This is a genomic window from Mycobacterium sp. (genome assembly GCF_039583785.1).
In the GTDB taxonomy this organism is placed as follows: domain Bacteria; phylum Actinomycetota; class Actinomycetes; order Mycobacteriales; family Mycobacteriaceae; genus Mycobacterium.
On the sequence record NZ_JAVKSG010000064.1, the window covers coordinates 1 to 20,120 of the forward strand.

Consider the following 20,120-nt stretch of genomic DNA (forward strand, 5'->3'; position numbering starts at 1 on the left):
CTCAGGGCGACGCCGACAGCAAATGAGATTTGCAGGACATAAAAAGCTGGTTTGGGTCAAAAGTTTGGGTCAAATCACCTAATAAGCGGAATTCTAGAAGGTAAAATCACCTTTTCGTGCGTCGGGCTGACAGGATTTGAACCTGCGACCACTTGACCCCCAGTCAAGTGCGCTACCAAACTGCGCCACAGCCCGTTGCCGCCGAACCGGCAGCAGGTGGCAAGCCTACAACAGGCCGCGAATGCGGCCCCAACCCGAACATGACACGGCACGATGATTCTCATCCAGGAGCTGAGCTACGTCGTCGTCGGCTCGCTCAATTTGACCATCATCTTGCCGATGTTGGCCCCGGTGAACAGCCCGTTGAGCGCGTCGACGCACGACCCAATGCCCTCAAAGACGGTCTGACGGGCGTTGATTCGGCCCTCGTGACTCCACTTGCGCAGTGCTGTCGAGGCCTCGTCGAAGCGGTCCCACTGATCGAGCGCATTGAACCCCTGCATGCTCGCGGTCTTGGACAGCAGGTTGACGTAGTTGGTCGGGCCGGGGTGGTCGCCGGTGAGGTAGCTGGAAATGATGCCGCACAACACAACTCGTGCGTTCATCGCCAGCCTACCCAGCACCGCGTCGAGGATCGGTCCACCGACATTGTCGAAGTACACGTTGACGCGGCTAGGGCAATGCGCTTTCAGCGCCGCATCGAGGTCGTCATTCTTGTAGTCGATGCATGCGTCGAAACCGAAGTCCTCGACCACCGCCCGGCATTTCTCCGGTCCGCCGGCGATACCCACCACTCGGGCACCGGCGATCTTGGCGATCTGCCCGGCGATCGAGCCGGTGGCGCCTGCTGCCGCCGAAACAACCACGGTGTCGCCGGCCTGCGGCTTGCCGACGTCAGTCATCCCGATGTACGCGGTCGCGCCGGTCGGCCCGTACACCGACATGATCGCGAGTTGATCGCTCTCGCCGGGAATGGGCGTGCTGAACACGTCGTCGCGGATGATCACGTATTCCTGGAAGCCGGTGAGCGTGGTGATCACATCGCCGACCTGGTAGGCGTCACACCGCGACGCCACCACCTCGCCGATCCCGGCGGCGCGGATCACCTCGCCCAACTGCACCGGCGGCAGGTAGCCCTGCTGGTCGTTGAGCCAGGTCCGCACTGCGGCGTCCAGTCCCACGTAGGTGGTACGGACCAACGCCTCGCCCTGGGCAGGCTCGGGCGCCGGGGCGGTCACCAGTTCGGTGTCCTCGGGCTGGACGAGGCCACTCGGGCGGCGGCGCAGCAGGATCTGGCGGTTGGCTAAGTCGGGCACGATGCAGAAACTACCGAATGCGAATGCCCTCGTCGGGGTGATCCTGGAAGACGAGCATCGATAACTCCAAAGATGATCCGGAAGCCCGCATCCGGGAACTGGAGCAGCCGTTGACCGAAGCGAGCGCGAATCCGGCACCCGGCACGTGGGCGACGCCGTCGGGTCCCGCCAAACCGTCGGGTCACCACATCACCTACCACGCTGGATCTCCGAAGATTGGCCACTCGGGTTTGGATGACGTCGTCCAAAACGAGCCGCTACACCGCCAGCAATCGGTAGAGGCCGATCAGACCGACGACGACGATCGTGGCGCGCAGCGCATTCGGCGACAGCCGACGGCCGTAGTGTGCACCCAGCCAGCCGCCGATGAGCGAGCCCGCCGCGATCAGACCGGCGGCCGGCCAGCTGATCCGGTGCGGCGCCACGAGCGTATAGGCCAGCGCCGCAACGATATTGACGAGCAACGCCAGCAGGTTCTTCGCGGCGTTGGTGCGCTGGACCGATTCGGGCAGCAGTGCACTCATTGCCCCGACCAGCATAATGCCCTGCGCCGCAGTGAAATAGCCACCGTAGACACCGATCGCGAAGGTGCTTGCCGCCAATGCCGCCATCCTGCGCGGCGACACCTCGTCGGCGGCGCGGCCGGCTTTCTCGGCCCGCTCCCGGGCCCACCTCTGTATCCGCGGTCCGATCACCACCAGCACCAGCGCCGCCACCAGGAGCACCGGCACCACCTGCGCGAACACCGTGTCCGGTAGGTGCAGCAGCAACCAGGCGCCGACCACGGCGCCAAGGACCGACGCCGGGATCTGCCAGCGCAGCCGATCCCACTGGCCGCCCAGTTCGCGGCGATAGCCCCACGTTCCCGACGCACTGCCCGCGACCAGGCCTACGGCGTTCGACATCGTCGACGTGACCGGCGGATAGCCCATCGCGACCAGCGTCGGGAAGGTGATCAGGGTGCCAGACCCGACCACGGCGTTGATCGCGCCCGCGACCAGTCCGGCCACGACGATCAGGATCGCGTGAGTCAGGGACACCGAAATGACAGTAGCTGGCCCGGTTTCGGCCACGACATCACGGTCAGCGGGACTTCGGCTTGCGCTTCTCGCGCATCCGCACATTGATGCGGATTGGGCTGCCTTCGAAGCCGAACGTCTCGCGCAGGCGCCGTTCCAGGAAGCGGCGATAACCGGCCTCCAAGAAGCCGCTGGTGAACAACACGAAGGTCGGCGGTCGGGAGGCGGCCTGAGTGGCAAACAGGATGCGCGGCTGCTTGCCGCCGCGGACCGGCGGCGGAGTCGCCGCCACGATTTCCTTGATCCAGGCGTTCAATTGGCCGGTGCTGATGCGCGCGTCCCACGACGCCAATGCACTTTCCAGTGCCGGCACCAGCTTCTGCACGGCCCGGCCGGTCTTCGCGGAGATGTTCACCCGCTGCGCCCACCGGATCTGTACCAACTCGCGGTCGATCTCGTTGTCCAGCAGGTAGCGCCGGTCCTCGTCGACCAGGTCCCACTTGTTGAACGCCAGCACCAGCGCCCGCCCGGCCTCCACGACCATCGACAGCACCCGCAGGTCCTGTTCGGTCAGCGGCACCGATCCGTCGATCAGCACGATCACCACTTCGGCGGCGTCGATCGCCCCATGGGTACGAACCGAGGCGTAGAACTCGTGGCCGCTGACCTGCCCGACCTTGCGGCGCAAGCCGGCCGTGTCGACGAAACGCCAGATCTTGCCGTCTAATTCGATCAACGAGTCGACCGGGTCCACGGTGGTGCCGGCAACGTCGTGCACCACCGAACGCTCATCGCCCGCCAACCGGTTCAGCAGCGAGCTCTTGCCGACGTTGGGCTTGCCGACCAACGCGACCCGTCGCGGACCGCCCTGACTGGACGGCAGTTCGGCGACTTCCGGCAGCGCGCCGACCACCGCGTCGAGCAGATCGCCGATACCGCGACCGTGCATCGCGCTGATCGCATACGGCTCACCGATTCCCAGCGACCACAATGCGGCCGCGTCGGCTTCGCCCTTGTCGCTGTCGACTTTGTTGGCGGCCAGGAACACCGGCTTGCCGGAGCGGCGCAGGATACGTGCGGCCGCTTCGTCACCCGTGGTCGCGCCGACAACGGCGTCCACCACCAGGATCACGGCGTCGGCAGTACGCATGGCCACGGATGCCTGCTCGGCCACCAGTTGCTGCAGACCTTTGGCGTCGGGCTCCCATCCTCCGGTGTCCTGTACGACGAACCGGCGCCCGATCCACAGCGCGTCGTAGCAGACGCGGTCGCGGGTGACCCCGGGAATGTCCTGGACGACCGCTTCTCGCCGGCCCAGGATCCGGTTGACCAGCGTCGACTTTCCGACGTTCGGCCGACCCACCACCGCGACCACCGGTGGCGGACCGCTGGCCGACTCGTCAACGTCGTCGATGAATTCTGTCGATTCCCAGTCACTTTCGTCGACCCAGGTGCCGTCATCGGTCATGTGCGCTGCTCCTCAATCCCGGCCTTGCCGGGATCATCGTCGGCGACGGGCGTCACCGGTTGGCCTCGCTTCGCAGACGCACTAATCCCAACACATGAGCGATCACTTCGGACTCGGTCATCGCGCTGGTGTCGACGACCACCGCATCCGGGGCGGCCCGCAGCGGCGACACCGCGCGCGTGGAGTCCAGATGGTCGCGGCGGCGCACATCGTCGAGCACCGCGGCATAGTCGTCGGGCAGGCCGGCAGCGACGTTCTGCTCGTTACGACGACGTGCCCGCGTCTCGGCTGATGCCGTCAGGAAGACTTTGAGGTCGGCGTCCGGCAGGACCACGGTGCCGATGTCGCGTCCTTCGACCACGACGCTGTCCGGTCCGTCGGCCAGGCTGCGTTGCAACTGGACCAGCCGGCTGCGCAGTGCGGGCACAGCGGACACCGCGGACACCGCCCTGGTGACTTCGTCACCCCGGATCACCGACGAAACATCCTCGCCGTCAAGGTAACTGCGGTCTTCGTCGGGGTGGTGGCCGACCGACATATTCGTGCCGGCCGCGACGGACTGCACGGCGTCCTGGTCTGCCGGATCGATTCCGGCGCGCAGCACCGCCAATGTGGCGATTCGGTACATGGCGCCGGTGTCGAGGTAGCGGGCGTGCAGCGCGCGAGCCAATCCCCTTGACACCGAAGACTTTCCGGTACCTGCCGGCCCGTCGACGGCGACGACTACCCTCACAGCCCTACCGCTTTGTAGAGTTCGCCGATCTCCTTGCGGCGCAACGCCCGAATGCTCCCTGGACGCTGGTCGCCCAGAGTCACCGCCCCGATGTCGGTACGGACCAGGGACTGTACCGGAAAGCCGGCCGCAGACAGCATCCGGCGCACGATGCGTTTGCGGCCCTCGTGCAGCGTGACTCGGACCATCGTCTTACCGGGAACCGCATCCAGCACCGCGAAATCGTCGACTGCGATCGGCCCGTCGTCCAATTCGATTCCGGCCCTGAGCTTCTTGCCCAGCCCGCGGGGCACCGCCCCGTTCACGGTGGCGACGTAGGTCTTGGGTATTTCATAGGACGGGTGCATCAGACGATGAGCGAGCTCGCCGTCGTTGGTCAACAGGATCAAGCCCTCGGTGTCGGCGTCGAGCCGTCCCACATGGAAGAGCTTCTTGTTACCCCGGACCCGGTGCTCGACCAGGTCACCGATGCACGGGCGACCACGGTCGTCGGACATCGTCGAGTGCATACCCTGAGGTTTGTTCAGCGCCAGATAGACCAGCGACTCGTCGAGGATCACCCGCGCGCCGTCGACGCGGATCTCCGAGACGTCCGGGTCGACCCGGGTGCCCAGTTCGGTCACCACCTCGCCGTCGACCTCGACCCGGCCGTCGGTGATCATGCGCTCGGCAACGCGGCGCGACGCAATTCCGGCCTGCGACAGCACTTTTTGGAGACGAACCCCATCAGGCTCGCCGGCGGTCATCATCATTCGTGGTCCACGTCGAAGGACAGCGGCTGATCGCCGGCGACCGTGCCGCCGGCAAGCTTCACGAAACGTGGCTCCTCGTCCAGGGATTCGCTGAGGTCGTCGATCATGTCGAGGTTGGGCAGCAGCGGTGCGATGTCGGGAAGATCCGTCAGCGACGACAGCCCGAGGCGTTCCAGGAAGAGCTCGGTGGTCGCGAAGGTCACCGCGCCGGTGTCGGCGTCAGTACCCGCCTCGGTGATCAGACCGCGCGCCAGCAGAGTGCGCATCACCGCGTCGACGTTGACCCCGCGCACCGCGCTCACCCGCGCGCGCGTCACCGGTTGCCGATAGGCCACCACGGCCAACGTCTCCAGTGCCGCCCGGGTCAGCTTCGAGCGTGATCCGTCCAGTAACAGTCGCTCCACGTAGGGCGCGAATCGGGCCCGCGTGTAGAGCCGCCATCCGCCGCCCGCCTCGCGCAGGTCGATGCCGCTGTCCTGCTCGGTGAGCTCATCGGCCATCAGCCGGAGCTTGGCCGCGATCCGGTAGGTGGGTTGCTCGGTGGCCGCACCTAATTGCTCCACGGTCACCGGGGTGTCGACAACCAGCAGCAGCGCTTGGAGCACCGCGCCCAGCTCCCCGTCCTCAAGTTCGGGGGCGGTGGCGACGTCGATGCCCAGATTCCCGTCCGATGCGTTGACGGGCACGTCGGACACGGGCATGTCGATGCCCACGCCTGCATCGAACGGTTCGCTCATCGGTATTCGTCCCGCAATTCTGCGCTGGTCGGTTGTTCTCCGGTCCACGAAACCTGGAGCACACCAAGCGGTTCTGACTGGTCAAATGCTACCGCCCGGGAACGATACAGCTCGAGCAGAGCCAGGAAGCGTCCGACGATCTCGATCGGTTCGCACGCGGCGACGAGCTCGGAAAACGATGCCCACTGCCCTATCCCGCGCTGCTCCAGGAACCACAGCAGCCGCTTGGCTTGCTCCGGGACGGACACGTACACCGGGTGCAGATGCTCGGTGCCCACCGTCGGCACCGGTCGCGGCGTGAACGCGGTCGCGGCAATCTGCGCGAAGGTCTGGGCGTCGACGCCCAGCATCACCTCGGGCAGCAGGTCGGCGAACGTGTCCTCCAGCGACACCGCGCGCGGGTAACTGCGCAGCGCGGCGGCTTCGAGTTCGCCGAACATCATCGCGACATGCTTGAACGCCCGGTATTGCAGCAGCCGGGCGAACAGCAGGTCGCGCACCTCCAGCAGCGCCAGGTCTTCCTGGTCGGTCACCTGGCCGGAGGGCAGCAACCGGGCCGCCTTGAGATCTAGCAGCGTCGCGGCGACGACCAGGAACGCGGTGGTCTCCTCGAGCTCCAGCTTGCTGCCGACGGCTTTGGTGTAGGCGATGAAGTCATCGGTGACCTGATGCAGCGCCACCTCCGTGACGTCGAGGCGGTGGGCGAAGATCAGCTGAAGCAATAGGTCGAACGGACCCTCGAAATTGGTCAGCTTGACCTGGAAGCCGTTCTGGGGTGGTGCCTGGCAGGTCGATCCGCCGTTCACGCGCCAAACCGGTCGATCACCTCGCGGGCCAGCGCGCGGTAGGCGGCCGCGCCGCCCGATTTCGGTGCCCACGAGGTGATCGGCTCGCCGGCGACGCTGGTCTCCGGGAAACGGACAGTACGGGTGATGACGGTGTCGAACACCAGGTCGCCGAAGCGCTCCACCACGCGGGACATCACCTCGCGGGAGTTCACCGTCCGTGGGTCGTAGCGAGTGAGCAGAATGCCACTGATGTCCAGCTTCGGGTTGAGCCGGTCGCGTACCTTCACGACGGTGTCGGTCAGCAGCGCCAGGCCGCGCAAGGAGAAGAACTCACACTCGGTTGGGATGATGACGCCGTCGGAGCAGGCCAGGCCGTTGACGGTGAGTAAGCCCAGCGACGGCTGACAGTCGATCAGCACATAGTCGTAGCGGTCCAGCACCGGGTGCAGCGCGCGCGCCAGCGTCTGCTCGCGGCCCACCTCGTTGACCAACTGGATCTCCGCGGCGGACAGATCTATGTTGCTCGGCACCAAATCCAGGTTTTTGACCCGGGTGTGCATCAGCACGTGGTCCAACGACACCCGCGGTTCGACCAGCAGGTTGTGGATGGTGTGCTCCAGCTCGTAGTGCGGCACACCGAGGCCGGCGGACAGCGCGCCCTGTGGGTCCAGGTCGACCAGCAGCACCCGCCGGCCGTACTCGGCCAGCGCGGCACCCAGGTTGATCGTCGACGTGGTCTTGCCCACGCCGCCTTTCTGGTTGCACATTGCCACGACCTTGGCGGGCCCGTGCGAGGTGCGCGGCTTGGGTTCGGGGATCGGCCGCGGCGGACGCCCGGTCAGGCCGATTTCGGTGCCGCTGTCGGCGCTGTCAGTCATGGCACCGCCGCGCACGTGGTAATCGGGCAACGGCGGGCATGGGACGAAAGTCTAACCGTAATACGCGCCGGCGCCGGGAGACCCGCAACAACGTCACCAGCGAATTCGACGGCCCCGGTCGTATCGCGCAGCGGGCTAGGGTGGCGATCATGAGTCTGAAGCAGCGCATCCCCCTGCTGCGGTGGTCGTTCTGGCGGATGGCGACCGGCGTTCGCAATATCACCACGACCGGCCAGATCGGTGACGGGCGCGAGGCCGCCGCGGTCGAGTACGTGCTCACCCACGCTCGCGCCGGTGATATCGACGACGTCATCGCGACCATCGACCGGTTCGCCTACCAGAAGTCGATGCTGATCAACGTCGGCGATGAGAAGGGCGCGCTGCTCGACGCGGCAGTTCAGCGGGCCCACCCGAAGCTGGCCCTCGAGCTGGGCACCTACTGCGGTTACGGAGCGCTGCGCATCGCCCGTGCGGCGCCGGGCGCCAAGGTGTACTCCGTCGAACTCGCCGAAGCCAACGCGGCCAACGCCCGCCAGATCTGGGCGCACGCCGGGGTCGTCGACCGGGTCACCTGTGTGGTCGGCACCATCGGCGACGGTGGCCGTACCCTCGATGCACTGGCGGGTGAGCACGGATTCGCTTCTGGTGCTTTGGATTTCGTTTTTCTCGACCATGACAAGGACGCGTACCTGGTCGATCTGCAGAGCATCCTCGACCGAGGGTGGCTGCACACCGGGTCGATCGCGGTGGCCGACAACGTCCGGATACCGGGCGCGCCCAAGTACCGCGACTACATGCGCCGGCAGCAGGGCGTGCTGTGGAACACCGTCGAGCACAAAGCGCACCTGGAGTATCAGAGCCTGGTCTCGGACCTGGTGCTCGAGTCGGAGTATCTGGGCAGCTAACGCGCCCGCGGGTGGGCTTCGGCCCACACTTCGCGCAGCGCGTGCACGGTGACCATCGTGTAGATCTGCGTGGTGGTCACCGACGCGTGTCCGAGCAGTTCCTGGACGACGCGGACGTCGGCCCCGCCTTCGAGGAGATGGGTGGCGAACGAGTGGCGCAGCGTGTGCGGTGACACGCCGGACGTGATGCCGGCCCGCTCCGCGGCGTCCTGCAGCACCTGCCACGCGCTTTGGCGCGACAGTCGGCCGCCGCGGGCGTTGAGGAAGATCGCCGGGGTGCCGCGGCCGCGGCGCGCCAATTCCGAACGCCCGCGGACCAGGTAGGCGTCCAACGCCTGCACCGCGGGCCGTCCGATCGGAACAAGTCGCTGCTTTCCACCCTTGCCGTGCAGCAGCACCGAACGGGTGTGGGCGTCGACGTCGTCGAGATCGAGGCCGACCGCTTCGGAGATACGCGCACCGGTGGAGTACAGCAGTTCGAGCAGCGCGCGATTCCGTAGCGTCAGCGGACCGTCGGACGGGCTGTCGCCGCCGGCGCCGGCCAGCAGCGCAAGCACCTGATCGAGGTTGAGGCTCTTGGGCAGCCGCCGACCCGGTGTCGGCGGCCTGACGGCCTGCGCGACATCGAATTCGGCCAGGCCCTCGGCCGCGGCGAACCGATGGAAACCGCGCACCGCGATCAGCGTCCGCGCGGCCGACACCGCCGACAGCGGCACGACACCGGAATCCGGATCGCCACGTCGCAGGGCCATCAGGAATTCGCTGACATCGTCCTCGGTGGCTTTTGCCACGTCGTCGACACCGCGGGTGGTCAGATGCTCGAAATACCGTCGCAGATCCCGGCGGTAGGAACTCAGCGTGTTGGCCGCGACACCGCGCTCGATCGTCAGGTGATCGAGATATCCCTGCAGTTGGCCCTCCAGTGGCGGCGCCAGCGTCGTCACCGGGCGGCCCGATTGTCTGCGTCCTGCTCGGGCCGTTCCGGCCCGCATCGTCACCGGGCGGCCGCCTTTCGTGCCCGGAACGCTGTCGCCCGGTCGGTCCACGGCGTATCGACGGGTCGCGGCGCTGCGATTCCCGCGGTGACCGTATGGGCCGCTAGAATCCCGCTCACTGCAAGGGAATTGACGATCTCACCGCTGAACACCCGTCGTACGGAATCGGCGAGGGAATACCACTTGATCGTCATGTCGGCTTCTTCGTCATGCGCCTCGGGCCGTGCGATCTCACTCAAGCCGGTGGCCAAGAACACCCGCACCGACTCGTCGCTGAAGCCCGGTGCGGAATCCACGTCGACCAACACCTGCCAGGTCTCGGCCGCCAGGCCGACCTCCTCGCGTAACTCGCGGGCTGCGGTCAGGTGCGGCGCCTCGCCGTCGACGTCGAGGAGGCCGGCGGGCAATTCCCACAACCGCCGTCCGAAGGGGTGGCGGTACTGGTACACCATCGGGATTCGGCCGTCGTCGTCCATGGCCACGATCGCTACCGCACCGTAATTCTCGACGACCTCGCGCGTCACAACATTGCCGCCGGGCATCCGGACACGGTCGGCCCGCAACGCGAAAATCTTTCCGGTGTGCAGCGTTTCGGACGAGATCGTCTCGAAGACGTGCTCACCCACGGGTAACCGGTTCGGGCTCAGACAGCGATGACTCCGCATTGTCGTGGTGTTCGCTGCCGTTGGCCCGGCGCTCGGGGATCTCCAGCGACAGTCGCTCGCCCGCCTTGTATTCGATCGCCGCGCCGATGAAGCCGGTGAACAGTGGATGCGGACGGGTCGGCCGGCTCTTGAGCTCGGGATGCGCCTGCGTGCCGACGACGAAGGCGTGCACGTCCGGCGGATATTCGACGAACTCGACCAGGTGCCCGTCGGGAGAGGTCCCGGAGAACTGCAGGCCGCTCTCGGCGATCCGGTCGCGGTAAGCATTGTTGACCTCGTAGCGATGCCGGTGTCGTTCGGACACCTCGGTCGACTGATATGCCTGGGCGACAATGGAACCCGGCTCGAGGACCGCCGGGTAGGCACCCAGTCGCATGGTGCCGCCGAGGTCGGCTTCGCCGGCGACGATGTCTTCCTGGTCGGTCATCGTCGAGATCACCGGATCGGTGGTGTCCGGATCGAACTCCGCAGAGTTGGCTCCGGTCAGGCCGACCGAACGCGCGGCTTCGATCACGATGCACTGCATACCCAGGCACAGTCCCAGCACCGGCAATCCACGGGCTCGCGCATGCGAGATGGCGCCGATCTTGCCCTCGATGCCGCGGATGCCGAATCCGCCGGGGATCAGCACCCCATGGACGTCCTCGAGCACCGCGGCGGCTCCGCTCGCCGTCACGCAGTCGTCGGAGCCCACCCAGCGGATCTCGACCTTGGCCCGGTGTTTGAATCCGGCCGCCCGCAGCGCCTCGCTGACCGACAGGTAGGCATCCGAAAGGTCGATGTACTTGCCCACCAACGCAATTCGTACGGTTTCCTGCGGATCATGTACCCGGCGCAGCAGGTCGTCCCACTCGGTCCAGTCGACGTCACGGAACGGCAGGTTGAGCCGTCGCACGACGTAGGCATCCAGCTCTTCGCGGTGCAGAACTTTCGGGATGTCGTAGATCGACGGCGCGTCGGGGGTGGAGATGATGCCGTCGATGTCGACGTCACACATCAGTGCGATCTTGTTCTTCAGCGGCTCGGGTACATCGCGGTCGCAGCGCAGGATCAGCGCGTCAGGGGTGATACCGATGCTGCGCAGCGCGTTCACCGAGTGCTGGGTGGGTTTGGTCTTGAGTTCTCCGGACGGCGCCAGGTAAGGGATCAGCGACACATGCAGGAAGAAGACGTTCTCGCGGCCGATGTCGTGGCGCACCTGGCGGGCGGCCTCGAGGAATGGCTGCGACTCGATATCGCCGACGGTGCCGCCGATCTCGGTGATGACTACGTCGGGCCGGCGTCCGTCGGGCCCCGGCTCGGACATCGCCAGGATGCGGCGCTTGATCTCGTCGGTGATGTGCGGGATGACCTGCACCGTGTCACCGAGGTATTCGCCGCGACGCTCCTTGGCGATGACGGTCGAATACACCTGTCCGGTAGTGACGTTCGCCGAACCGGACAGATCGCGATCGAGGAAGCGTTCGTAGTGGCCCACGTCGAGATCGGTTTCGGCCCCGTCCTCGGTGACAAACACCTCGCCGTGCTGAAACGGGTTCATGGTGCCCGGATCGACGTTGAGGTAGGGGTCCAGCTTCTGCATCGTCACCTGCAGCCCGCGAGCGGTCAGCAACTGCCCGAGGCTGCTCGCGGTCAGTCCCTTACCGAGCGACGAGACAACCCCGCCGCTGACGAAGAGATGCTTGGTGGCGGTCTGCGGATGCTTTCGCAATGTGGCGACCTCCGTGAAGACGACGCAGGGCAAGCCTCTGATGAGGGCTGTTTTCCAGCTTTGGGCCTGCTGACCCACGGAACATCACCCTAACAAACCCTGCGCCGCCTCGTCGCTGACACGCCCGGCAGCGCCTTGCTCCTGCCGCCAAACAGCGATCACGGTTGCCAAAAGCGCAGATCCACGACCCTGGTGTCTGTTTCGCGGCGAGGTTAGGAGGCGACGGTGAGGCCGGTGTTGCGGCGGCCGGTGCCGTACTGACCGGTGCGGCCGCCGTTGATCAGATCGGCCACGCCTAGGACCGCTGTCACGCGGCCGGACTCGGCGTCGAGGTTGTCGACGGTGCTGATCACCGAGGTTACCGAGGCGTCGGCCCGGGCCACGCCGACCGCGGCGGGCGGGTCCGCGGAGCCGTCGCGCCCGGCGAGCAGCACACCCGAACCGTGCGGTGCCAGCGCCGCGGCGAAACGGGCCACGCTGACACCCTGGTTGCCCGCGTCGTTGGGCAGTGCGCCGCCGGTGATGACCACCGCCGCATTCGACCCGCCGATGTGCTGGTTCCCGTACCCGATAAATCCGGTGTCGCGAAGCGCGGCCAGCACGGTGTCGCGTTGCCCGTCGTCGACCGCCGGTACGGCGGGATCGCGGTTGATCAACAAAGCGATGCCCAGCAGGTCGCCGGCCTGTGATCCTTGGTCGACCAGTTTGGTGCTCAGCTGGGCACCGGCGGGCAGCACCGACGAGTTGACCACCGAGTGCAGCTTTTCCGCCGAGTTGGCATCGACGAATTCCTGGGTCAATGTCACCGTGCCGGTGACTGTTCCCCCGGCCTGCGTGACGATCTTCGCCACCGCGTCGACGTCGTCGTCCCTGGCGTCGGGAGCGCGGAAGATGACCAGCGATTTGTCGTTGAGCGCGTCGTGGACCATCCGGCCGGTCATCTGTGCGTCGAAAGCGTTGGCAGAACTAAGCTTTGCGTTCAATTGAGTTTTCTGGTCGGTGAGCCCGTTGACCTCGTTGTGCAGATTCCGGGTTTCGTCACGCAGTCCGGAGACCATTGTGTTGGACAGGAAACCCGAGCCGAGTACCACTCCCACCGCCAGGGCCAGGAATACCGCGGCCAACGAAATCGCATGCTGACGAGGAGATATCACGTTGCTACCGTCCTAGTGGATCCAGTGCTGCAACCAGAGCAGGAAGTGATTCCAGTACACGGTGAGCCAGTGCAGCACCACCGTATCGGTGCGAGACACCCACAGCGCGGCGATGATCGACAGCAGCATCGTCAGGATCAGCAACGCGATCGCACCACCCGAGATACGGCTATGGTACAGCGTGGCAACGGCTTTGGCGTCCACCACCTTCTCGCCCACCCGCAACCGGGTGAGGAAGGTCGAGGGGTTGCTGTGTTGACGGGTCCGGTCGAAGAACGTCTCGATGTTGGCGCGTTGGCCCACGGTCACCAGCAGCGCTGCGCCGTGGTGGTCCGCCAACAGCAGCGCTAAATCCGCCGGGGAACCGGCGGCGGGGAACGTCATTGCGCCGACACCGAGATCTTGAATGCGCTCCAAGCCCGGTGCATGGCCGTCGGCGTCGGCCGGCAGGATGACCTGTGCGCCGCTCTTGAGGACTTCGGCGCTCAGGTTGCTGGGGTCGCCGACGATCAACTGCGGGCGATATCCGGCCTTGCGCAACACATCTGCGCCGGCATCGACTCCGATCAGGACCGGCTGGTACTCCTTGATGAAGGGCTTGAGTCGCTTCAGGTCAACGGCGGCGTCTTCCTCGTCAGCGACGATCACCACGTGACGGCGGCGTAATTCGATGTCGACATCGGGAATCCCGATGCCGTCGATAAGCAGCGGGCTCTCGCTGCGGATGAACTCAATGGTGTTGCCGGCGAACGCTTCCAGATGCGAAACCAATCCGCTCTTGGCTTCCTGCATCAGGCTGGCGATCTCTTCGTCGGTGCGCTCAGTGCCCTTGATCAGTCGACGGTCCCCGGCGTACACGCCGCCGTCGTAGAGGCGGACCTTCGAGCCGTCCTTGACCTTCTTGAAGACGTCGGTGCCGGTCTCGTCGATGAGCGTGACGCCGTTGGCCAGCAGCACCTCGGGCCCGAGGTTGGGGTAGCGGCCCGACACCGATGGGGAGGCGTTGACCACGGCGGCGATCTCGGCGTCGACGAGCGCATCGGCGGTGATGCGGTCCAGGTCCAGCACGTCGAGAACCACGATGTCGCCGGGGCACACCCGGCGTAGCAGCCGGTCGATGTCGCGGTCGACCCGAGCGGTGCCGACAACGCCCGGCCGCGAGGTGTTGCGGGACAGCAGTGAGGACAAGGTGGTGGTCACGCTCATGGAGCCGATTCTGTCGGGGAACCCCAAAGTGCGCGGGGAGGCGCGCCGTAACAAGTGCCTCAGAAGTTATATCTTGTCACATCCGTCACAGGCCGAATGGCCCGGTTCAGGTCGCAATCCGGTCACAGTCCGCCGCCGCGATCAGTTCGCGGGCGTGGGCGCGCGCGGTGTCCGAATCACCCAGTCCGGCCAGCATTCTGGCGAGCTCGCCGACCCGGTCGTCGCCGTCGAGTCGACGCACTCCGCTGGCGCCGTTTTTGCCGTTGGTGTCCACCATCAGGTGGATATCGGCGTAGGCCGCGACCTGCGGCAGGTGGGTCACGACGATGACCTGTCGGTTGCGGGCCAACCGCGCCAGGCGCCGACCGATCTGCACGGCCGCGCGTCCACCGACGCCGGCGTCCACCTCGTCGAACACCATGGTGGTGCCGGTCGTCGATGCCGCCAGCACAACCTCCAGGGCCAGCATCACCCGGGACAACTCGCCGCCCGAGGCGCTTTTCGCCAGCGGCAGCACCGCCATCCCGCGGTGGGCGGCGAAGCCGAACTCGACCAGGTCGACACCATCGCCACCGGCATGTGCCCGCGTGCCGCAGGCTAGCGTCAGCGCCGCGGGATCGTCGGCCGTGGCCGGCATGCTCGACACCGTGATGGTGAATTCGGCGTCGGCCATCGCCAGACCCGACAGCTCACCGGTGACTTCCTTGGCCAGCCGCTTGGCGGCCTGACTTCGCGCTTTACTGAGTTGCGCTGCGGCACTTGATAATTCGATCGCCAATTCGCCGACCCGGCGCTGCAGTCCGGCCAACGCCTCCTCCGAGACGTCGAGCTGGGCCAGCCGGTCGCGCGCTTCGCGGGCCCACTGCAGCACCCCGTCGATGTCGGCGGCGTACTTACGGGTGAGGGTGCGCAGCTCCCCCTGCCGGGCAAGCTTGGCGTCCAGCGTGCTGGCGTCCGAGGGCAATTCGCCCAGATACCCGCCGAGCTCGCGCGAAGCATCACCGACCACCGTGAGCGCCTCGTCGAGTTGGACCGCCAATGCTCGCAGCGTCGTGTCATCGGTCGACTCCAACGCCGTCTTGGCACGCCCCAGACAGTCGGCTGCAGATGCTGACTGAGCAGCCGGGTCGGCGGTCGCGTCATCGGTTGGGCCGGCCAGTGCGACACGCGCGCCGGAAGCCGCCGCGCGCAGCGCGTCCAACTCCGAGAGCCGACGGATGTCGCCGACCAGAGTGTCGTCCTCACCGGGCACCGGATCGACGGCGTCGATCTCGTTGAGCGCGAACTTCAGCCGATCGGCCTCCTGGGCCAGTTCGCGCGCCCGATTGCTCCGGTCGACGAAATCCCGGCGGGCTGCCTGCCAGGCGTCGCGCAGCTTGCGGTAGTTCTCCAACTTGGCGTCGACGCCGGCAAAGCGGTCGAGGGCTCCGCGCTGCTCGTCGGGCCGCATCAGCCGCAGCTGATCGTTCTGGCCGTGCAGGGTCAGCAGTTCGGCGGTGAATTCGCTCAGCGACTTCGCCGGCACGCTGCGCCCACCGAGGTAGGCCCGCGACGGTCCGTCGCGGCTGACCGATCGCAGCGCGATGATGCTGCCATCCTCGTCGCGTTCGGCCCCGGAGCCATCCAGCATCTCGTCGAGCTGCGTCACCGCCTTCTCGTCGAGATCCGCGGTGCTGAACCGTCCTTCGACGACGGCGCGCTCAGCCCCGGAGCGCACCCGGTTCGCGTCGGCGCGGGCCCCGCCGAGCAGATGCAGACCAGTCACCACCATCGTCTTGCCGGTGCCGGTCTCACCGGTCAAAACCGTGAGACCGCGGTCGAATTCGGCCGTCGCAACGCTGATAGCGCCCAGCGACTCGATCCGAATCTCGGAAAGCACGAGCTACCGTCCGCGCCAGCCGGTGACCGGCAGCCGGAACTTGCGCACCAGACGGTCGGTGAACGGAGCACTGTCCAGCCGGGCCCATTTCACCGATGCGTCGCAGCGCTGCACCTCCAGCCGCGCGCCGGCGGGCACCAGCATCTCGCGCCGACCGTCGCAGAACACCAGGGCGTCGTGTCCGTCGGCCTCGATCTCGATGGCGATGCGCGCATCCGGGCTGGTGACCATCGGCCGCGCGAACAGTGCGTGCGCGTTGTTGGGCACGACCAGCAGGGCTTCCAGGTCGGGCCACAGGATGGGTCCGCCCGCGGAGAACGCGTAGGCCGTGGATCCCGTCGGTGTCGACACCAGCACACCGTCGCACCCGAACGTCGACACCGGCCGGCCGTCGACTTCGAGGACGACGCCGAGCACGCCGAGCCGCGGGCCCTTTTCCAGGCTTGCCTCATTGAGTGCCCAGCCGCGCGAGATGACCTCACCCTTGACCCGCACCGTGATGTCCAGCGTCAGGCGCTCTTCGAGGCGGTAGCTGCGCGCGACCACATGCTGCAGGACGCTGTCGATGGCCTCGGTCTCGGCTTCGGCAAGGAAGCCGATCCGGCCCAGGTTGATGCCCAGCACCGGCACGTTGGCGTTGCGGGCGAGCTCGGCGGCCCGCAGAAACGTGCCGTCACCGCCCATTCCGATGACCAATTCGCAGCCGTCGGCGGCGTCGGGGTCGGCGTCGACGAGCTCGATATCGACACCCAAGGCGCGAGAATCGTCCGGCCCCAGCGGCACCGGTCCGCGGTCGACAGCTTCGGCGGACAAGATCGCAAGTCCAATGTTGTTGTCGCTCAACACTTTTTCGATCCGGCGGGCGGTTTCGGTCGCTTCTTCGCGTCCGGTATGAACCACCAGCAGAACGGTGCGCTCAGTCGTCACTGCGGACCAGCCTCAACCGCCCCGCGGACCGCACTTTCCAGCTCATCAGCAGACAAACCCCGCTCGGTTTCGGCGCGTAACCACAGGAAGTATTCAACGTTGCCCGACGGGCCCGGCAGCGGGCTGGGGGTGACGCCGACGGCGTGCCATCCCAACCGCTCGGCGCGGCCGGCGACGTTGAGGACGGCGCTCGCCCGCAGCTCGGGACTGTGCACCACCCCACCGGCTCCCACTTGCCCTTTGCCCACTTCGAACTGCGGCTTCACCATGGGAACGATATCCGCGTCGGTTGAGGCGCAGTCAGCCAGCGCGGGCAACACGGTGGCCAGCGAGATGAACGACAGGTCGGCCACGATGGTCTCGACCTTGCCGTCGATCGCGTCGGGCGTGAGTTCTCGGACATTGGTCCGCTCGATGACGACCACCCGGTCGTCGGATCGCAGCGACCAGGCCAGCTGGCCGTAGCCGACATCGACCGCGACCACTTCGCGCGCGCCGCGGTCCAGCAGGACCTCGGTGAAGCCACCGGTCGACGCCCCGGCGTCCAGGCAGCGGCGACCGTTGACATCGATTCCAAAGGCATCCAGCGCACCGATGAGCTTGTGCGCACCGCGCGACACCCAGCCTCGTTCGGCGTCGCCGATGACTTTCAGCGAAGCTGTGGCGGCGACGGCGGTGCCCGGCTTGACCGCCGGCATGCCGTCGATGCTGACCTTGCCGGCGCCGATCAACTCCGCGGCCTGCTGACGCGATCGGGCCAGCCCACGACGGACCAGCTCGGCATCAACGCGGGTACGCCGCGGCACGGCCGCCTCAGGCCTTCTCCGCCGACTCCAGCGCCTGGACCAGCATGTCGTGTGCCTGCGAGAGCCGGCGCGCGAGTTCTTCGAGGTCGGCTTCGGCGGGCATGTTGTCGGTGTTCGACGGATCGGGGAGCTCGGCGAGAAGGGCGTCGATCCGTGCGCGAATCTCATCGGGTTCGGTAGTGATGGCGCCGCTCCTCCTCATCGCTTTCGTTCCGCATCATCGCCAGCGGTACTCACGGCTGTTCTACGGTACGGGATTTACGCCAACGACCACCGGTGTAGGGCAGCGTATGCGGTGTCGTCGCCCGCCGTGACGGTGGTGGCCGGTGTCGACCAGACGGCGTGCGCGACGGCGCGGACGATCGAGAGCCCGTCACCCTCGTCGCGGCCGGCGGTGCTGACCGTGATCGCGTGGTCCCGGATGTCGATGTGCCAGGCCGGTTGCGGGCCCACCGTCAGCTCGTCCGCGTGCTGGTGCAGCGACCGCAGGTCGTGACCGATGAAGGTCGCGCGTTGGTCGGGCACGGCGTAGACCGCGTCACGCGCGCTGTTGACTCCGGTGAGCACCATCAGGCTCGGTAGCTCGGCGGCGTTGGCGCCGGCGATGTCGGTGTTGAGCCGATCGCCGACGACCAGCGGTGTCTGAAAGTCGCCGCGGGCCAACGCATCCAGCATCAGTGTTGCCGCGGGCTTGCCGGCGACCAGAGGTTCGGCGTCGGTCGCTACTTGCAATGCGGCCACCATCGAGCCGTTGCCGGGCAGCAGGCCGCGCTCGGTCGGCAGGGTGGCGTCGACGTTGGCGGCGACCCACACCGCGCCGGCCCGAATGGCCAGCGCCGCTTCAGCCAAGTTCGGCCATCCGGTGTCGGGCGAATGACCCTGGACAACAGCATCGGGTTTGTCGCCGTAGCGGCGTACCGGCTCGAGGCCGACCGCGGTGATCTCGGCCGCCAATGACTCAGTGCCGACGACGAGCACCCGCGACTGCGGCGCCAATTTCTCGGCCAACATGTGCGCCGCGCTTTGCGCGCTGGTGACGACGTCGTCGGCGGCGGCGGGCAGACCGAGGTCTTGCAGGTGCGCGGCGACTTCGCCGGCGCTGCGTGAGGCGTTGTTGGTGACGAATAGCGTTCGGCCCGGTACCTTTTCCAGCGCCTCGGCGGCCCCCTCGGTCAGCTCGCAGCCGCGGAAGACAGTTCCGTCGAGGTCGATAAGAAGGCAATCATGTTGCTGCGCAAGAGTTCCCACGTCAGCCAAGCTCGCTCACTCGGTCCTCGGCGTCGGTGGCCCCCTCGACGTCGGCTTCGGCGGCGTGCAGGAACCATTGCAACGCCTCGCCGCGTCGATCGAGCGCCAGCAAGGTCTCGGCGTAGGAGTAGAACAGCCGGGCCGGGATCGCGCCGATGCGGGTCGGATCCAGTTGCGGAGTGGACAGCACGGTCAGGGCTTGCTCGAGTTGACCGAGGTCGGCGCGGGCGCCGGCGACGACAATGCGCATCTCGTCGGCTTCATCGCCGGTGAGTTTGGCCGCCTCGTCGCCACGGGCCAGTTCGAGCGCCCGTTCCGGGCGGCCGAGACCACGTTCGCAGTCGGCGATCAACGGCAGCAGCGGTGACTTGCTGCCCATCCGGCGTGCCGCGCGCAGTTCGGCGATGGCTTGAGCCCAGTCACCGCATTGGTAGGCCGCGATTCCGACGGCTTCTCGGACTGCGGCGATCCGCCCGGAGCGTGCCCGGGCGGCCCGGGCGTGGCTCAAGGCAGCTTCGGGGTCTTCGTCGAGCAACTCCCCCGCTGCGACCAGATGGCGTGCCACCGCGTCCGCGTTGACGCGGTCCAAAGTGCTGAGCTCCCGGCGGATTTCGGGGGCGAGCTGCTTGGCCTCGATCTCGCGCGGAATCGGCGGCCCTTTCTGGTCGTCATCGGAACGATTCCGGGGTGGCGCTTTACGGTCTCGGCCAAGGCCGGAAGAGGGAGCTTGGGGTCGCGTCGGTCGCCGGTTCCGATCGCCGTATCTGTCGTCGCCCACTCATACCTTCATCTCGAATTGCGTCAACACTTCCCGACAAAAGGATACGGGCTGGGCGTAACCGTCTCCGCCGCCCTCGCGCCGGTCGGTGCGCGCGAGGGCGGCATGGGGTTTTCGGCTTGGTCGGGTTAGGTGCCTGGTTGGATAAATGCCCG

Annotated in this window: 20 protein-coding genes and 1 tRNA gene; 1 reads left to right on the forward strand and 20 read right to left on the reverse strand. The window is 66.8% G+C overall.

The window, feature by feature from the left end:
• Positions 1-121: 121 nt before the first annotated feature.
• The 9 genes from ABDV69_RS16545 to ABDV69_RS16585 all read right to left on the reverse strand — a co-directional run bounded on the left by ABDV69_RS16545 (position 122) and on the right by ABDV69_RS16585 (position 7,691).
• Positions 122-195, reverse strand: a tRNA-Pro gene (locus tag ABDV69_RS16545).
• Between the two features lie 101 nt (positions 196-296).
• A complete protein-coding gene (locus tag ABDV69_RS16550) occupies positions 297-1,316 on the reverse strand; it encodes an NADP-dependent oxidoreductase (RefSeq protein WP_343576316.1) in 1,020 nt (339 codons plus the stop codon).
• A gap of 257 nt (positions 1,317-1,573) precedes the next feature.
• Positions 1,574-2,356: a sulfite exporter TauE/SafE family protein gene (locus tag ABDV69_RS16555; RefSeq protein ID WP_343576318.1), complete on the reverse strand. Its 783-nt coding sequence runs from the start codon at positions 2,354-2,356 to the stop codon at positions 1,574-1,576.
• 43 nt (positions 2,357-2,399) lie between these two features.
• Positions 2,400-3,803: a ribosome biogenesis GTPase Der gene (gene der, locus ABDV69_RS16560; protein ID WP_343576320.1), complete on the reverse strand. Its 1,404-nt coding sequence runs from the start codon at positions 3,801-3,803 to the stop codon at positions 2,400-2,402.
• A 52-nt stretch (positions 3,804-3,855) separates the two neighbouring features.
• A complete protein-coding gene (gene cmk, locus ABDV69_RS16565) occupies positions 3,856-4,536 on the reverse strand; it encodes a (d)CMP kinase (RefSeq protein ID WP_343576322.1) in 681 nt (226 codons plus the stop codon).
• Positions 4,533-5,288 carry a pseudouridine synthase gene (locus ABDV69_RS16570; protein WP_343576324.1) on the reverse strand — a complete coding sequence of 252 codons (756 nt, stop codon included), beginning with the start codon at positions 5,286-5,288 and terminating at the stop codon, positions 4,533-4,535. The genes cmk and ABDV69_RS16570 overlap by 4 nt, the downstream gene beginning before the upstream one ends.
• Positions 5,285-5,989: an SMC-Scp complex subunit ScpB gene (gene scpB / locus ABDV69_RS16575; protein ID WP_343576349.1), complete on the reverse strand. Its 705-nt coding sequence runs from the start codon at positions 5,987-5,989 to the stop codon at positions 5,285-5,287. Before scpB ends, ABDV69_RS16570 begins: the two co-directional genes overlap by 4 nt.
• 32 nt (positions 5,990-6,021) lie before the next feature.
• A complete protein-coding gene (locus ABDV69_RS16580; protein ID WP_343576327.1) occupies positions 6,022-6,831 on the reverse strand; it encodes a segregation/condensation protein A in 810 nt (269 codons plus the stop codon).
• A complete protein-coding gene (locus tag ABDV69_RS16585) occupies positions 6,828-7,691 on the reverse strand; it encodes a ParA family protein (protein ID WP_343576329.1) in 864 nt (287 codons plus the stop codon). Before ABDV69_RS16585 ends, ABDV69_RS16580 begins: the two co-directional genes overlap by 4 nt.
• Before the next feature lie 149 nt (positions 7,692-7,840).
• Here ABDV69_RS16585 and ABDV69_RS16590 point away from each other — a divergent pair, with 149 nt between their 5' ends.
• The gene (locus ABDV69_RS16590) at positions 7,841-8,596 is read left to right on the forward strand and encodes an O-methyltransferase (protein ID WP_343576332.1); all 756 of its coding nucleotides are present in this window, start codon (positions 7,841-7,843) and stop codon (positions 8,594-8,596) included.
• Here the strand turns inward: ABDV69_RS16590 and xerD are convergent.
• The 11 genes from xerD to ABDV69_RS16645 form a co-directional block, all read right to left on the reverse strand.
• A complete protein-coding gene (xerD, locus tag ABDV69_RS16595) occupies positions 8,593-9,540 on the reverse strand; it encodes a site-specific tyrosine recombinase XerD (protein WP_343576352.1) in 948 nt (315 codons plus the stop codon). The genes ABDV69_RS16590 and xerD overlap by 4 nt on opposite strands.
• 50 nt (positions 9,541-9,590) lie before the next feature.
• Positions 9,591-10,217, reverse strand: coding sequence for an NUDIX hydrolase (locus ABDV69_RS16600; RefSeq protein ID WP_343576334.1), 627 nt, complete (start codon positions 10,215-10,217; stop codon positions 9,591-9,593).
• Entirely contained in the window at positions 10,210-11,967 is a 1,758-nt protein-coding gene (locus ABDV69_RS16605) for a CTP synthase (protein ID WP_343576335.1), read from the reverse strand. The genes ABDV69_RS16600 and ABDV69_RS16605 overlap by 8 nt, the downstream gene beginning before the upstream one ends.
• Before the next feature lie 212 nt (positions 11,968-12,179).
• A complete protein-coding gene (locus ABDV69_RS16610; RefSeq protein ID WP_343576337.1) occupies positions 12,180-13,121 on the reverse strand; it encodes a copper transporter in 942 nt (313 codons plus the stop codon).
• 12 nt (positions 13,122-13,133) lie between these two features.
• Positions 13,134-14,327: a putative cytokinetic ring protein SteA gene (steA, locus tag ABDV69_RS16615; RefSeq protein WP_343576339.1), complete on the reverse strand. Its 1,194-nt coding sequence runs from the start codon at positions 14,325-14,327 to the stop codon at positions 13,134-13,136.
• A gap of 106 nt (positions 14,328-14,433) precedes the next feature.
• Positions 14,434-16,206 carry a DNA repair protein RecN gene (recN, locus tag ABDV69_RS16620; protein WP_343576341.1) on the reverse strand — a complete coding sequence of 591 codons (1,773 nt, stop codon included), beginning with the start codon at positions 16,204-16,206 and terminating at the stop codon, positions 14,434-14,436.
• 3 nt (positions 16,207-16,209) lie between these two features.
• Positions 16,210-17,133 (reverse strand): NAD kinase, encoded by a 924-nt coding sequence (locus ABDV69_RS16625; RefSeq protein WP_343576343.1) that lies wholly within the window; start codon positions 17,131-17,133, stop codon positions 16,210-16,212.
• On the reverse strand, positions 17,130-17,939 hold the full coding sequence (locus ABDV69_RS16630; protein WP_343576345.1) for a TlyA family RNA methyltransferase: 810 nt from the start codon (positions 17,937-17,939) through the stop codon (positions 17,130-17,132). Before ABDV69_RS16630 ends, ABDV69_RS16625 begins: the two co-directional genes overlap by 4 nt.
• A 7-nt stretch (positions 17,940-17,946) precedes the next feature.
• Complete coding sequence (locus ABDV69_RS16635; protein ID WP_343576354.1) at positions 17,947-18,123, reverse strand: hypothetical protein; 177 nt, start codon at positions 18,121-18,123, stop codon at positions 17,947-17,949.
• 74 nt (positions 18,124-18,197) lie between these two features.
• Positions 18,198-19,187, reverse strand: a complete 990-nt coding sequence (locus tag ABDV69_RS16640; protein WP_343576347.1) for an HAD-IIA family hydrolase — start codon at positions 19,185-19,187, stop codon at positions 18,198-18,200.
• A gap of 1 nt (position 19,188) precedes the next feature.
• Positions 19,189-19,965, reverse strand: a complete 777-nt coding sequence (locus tag ABDV69_RS16645) for a tetratricopeptide repeat protein (RefSeq protein ID WP_343576348.1) — start codon at positions 19,963-19,965, stop codon at positions 19,189-19,191.
• Between the last annotated feature and the right edge of the window lie 155 nt (positions 19,966-20,120).

Coding starts and splice junctions, on each gene's coding strand:
- der (WP_343576320.1), bottom strand. CDS start 3,803: ATGACCGATGACGGCACCTGGGTCGACGAAAGTGACTGGGAATCGACA.
- ABDV69_RS16570 (WP_343576324.1), bottom strand. CDS start 5,288: ATGATGATGACCGCCGGCGAGCCTGATGGGGTTCGTCTCCAAAAAGTG.
- scpB (WP_343576349.1), bottom strand. CDS start 5,989: ATGCCCGTGTCCGACGTGCCCGTCAACGCATCGGACGGGAATCTGGGC.
- ABDV69_RS16585 (WP_343576329.1), bottom strand. CDS start 7,691: ATGACTGACAGCGCCGACAGCGGCACCGAAATCGGCCTGACCGGGCGT.
- ABDV69_RS16590 (WP_343576332.1), top strand. CDS start 7,841: ATGAGTCTGAAGCAGCGCATCCCCCTGCTGCGGTGGTCGTTCTGGCGG.
- steA (WP_343576339.1), bottom strand. CDS start 14,327: ATGAGCGTGACCACCACCTTGTCCTCACTGCTGTCCCGCAACACCTCG.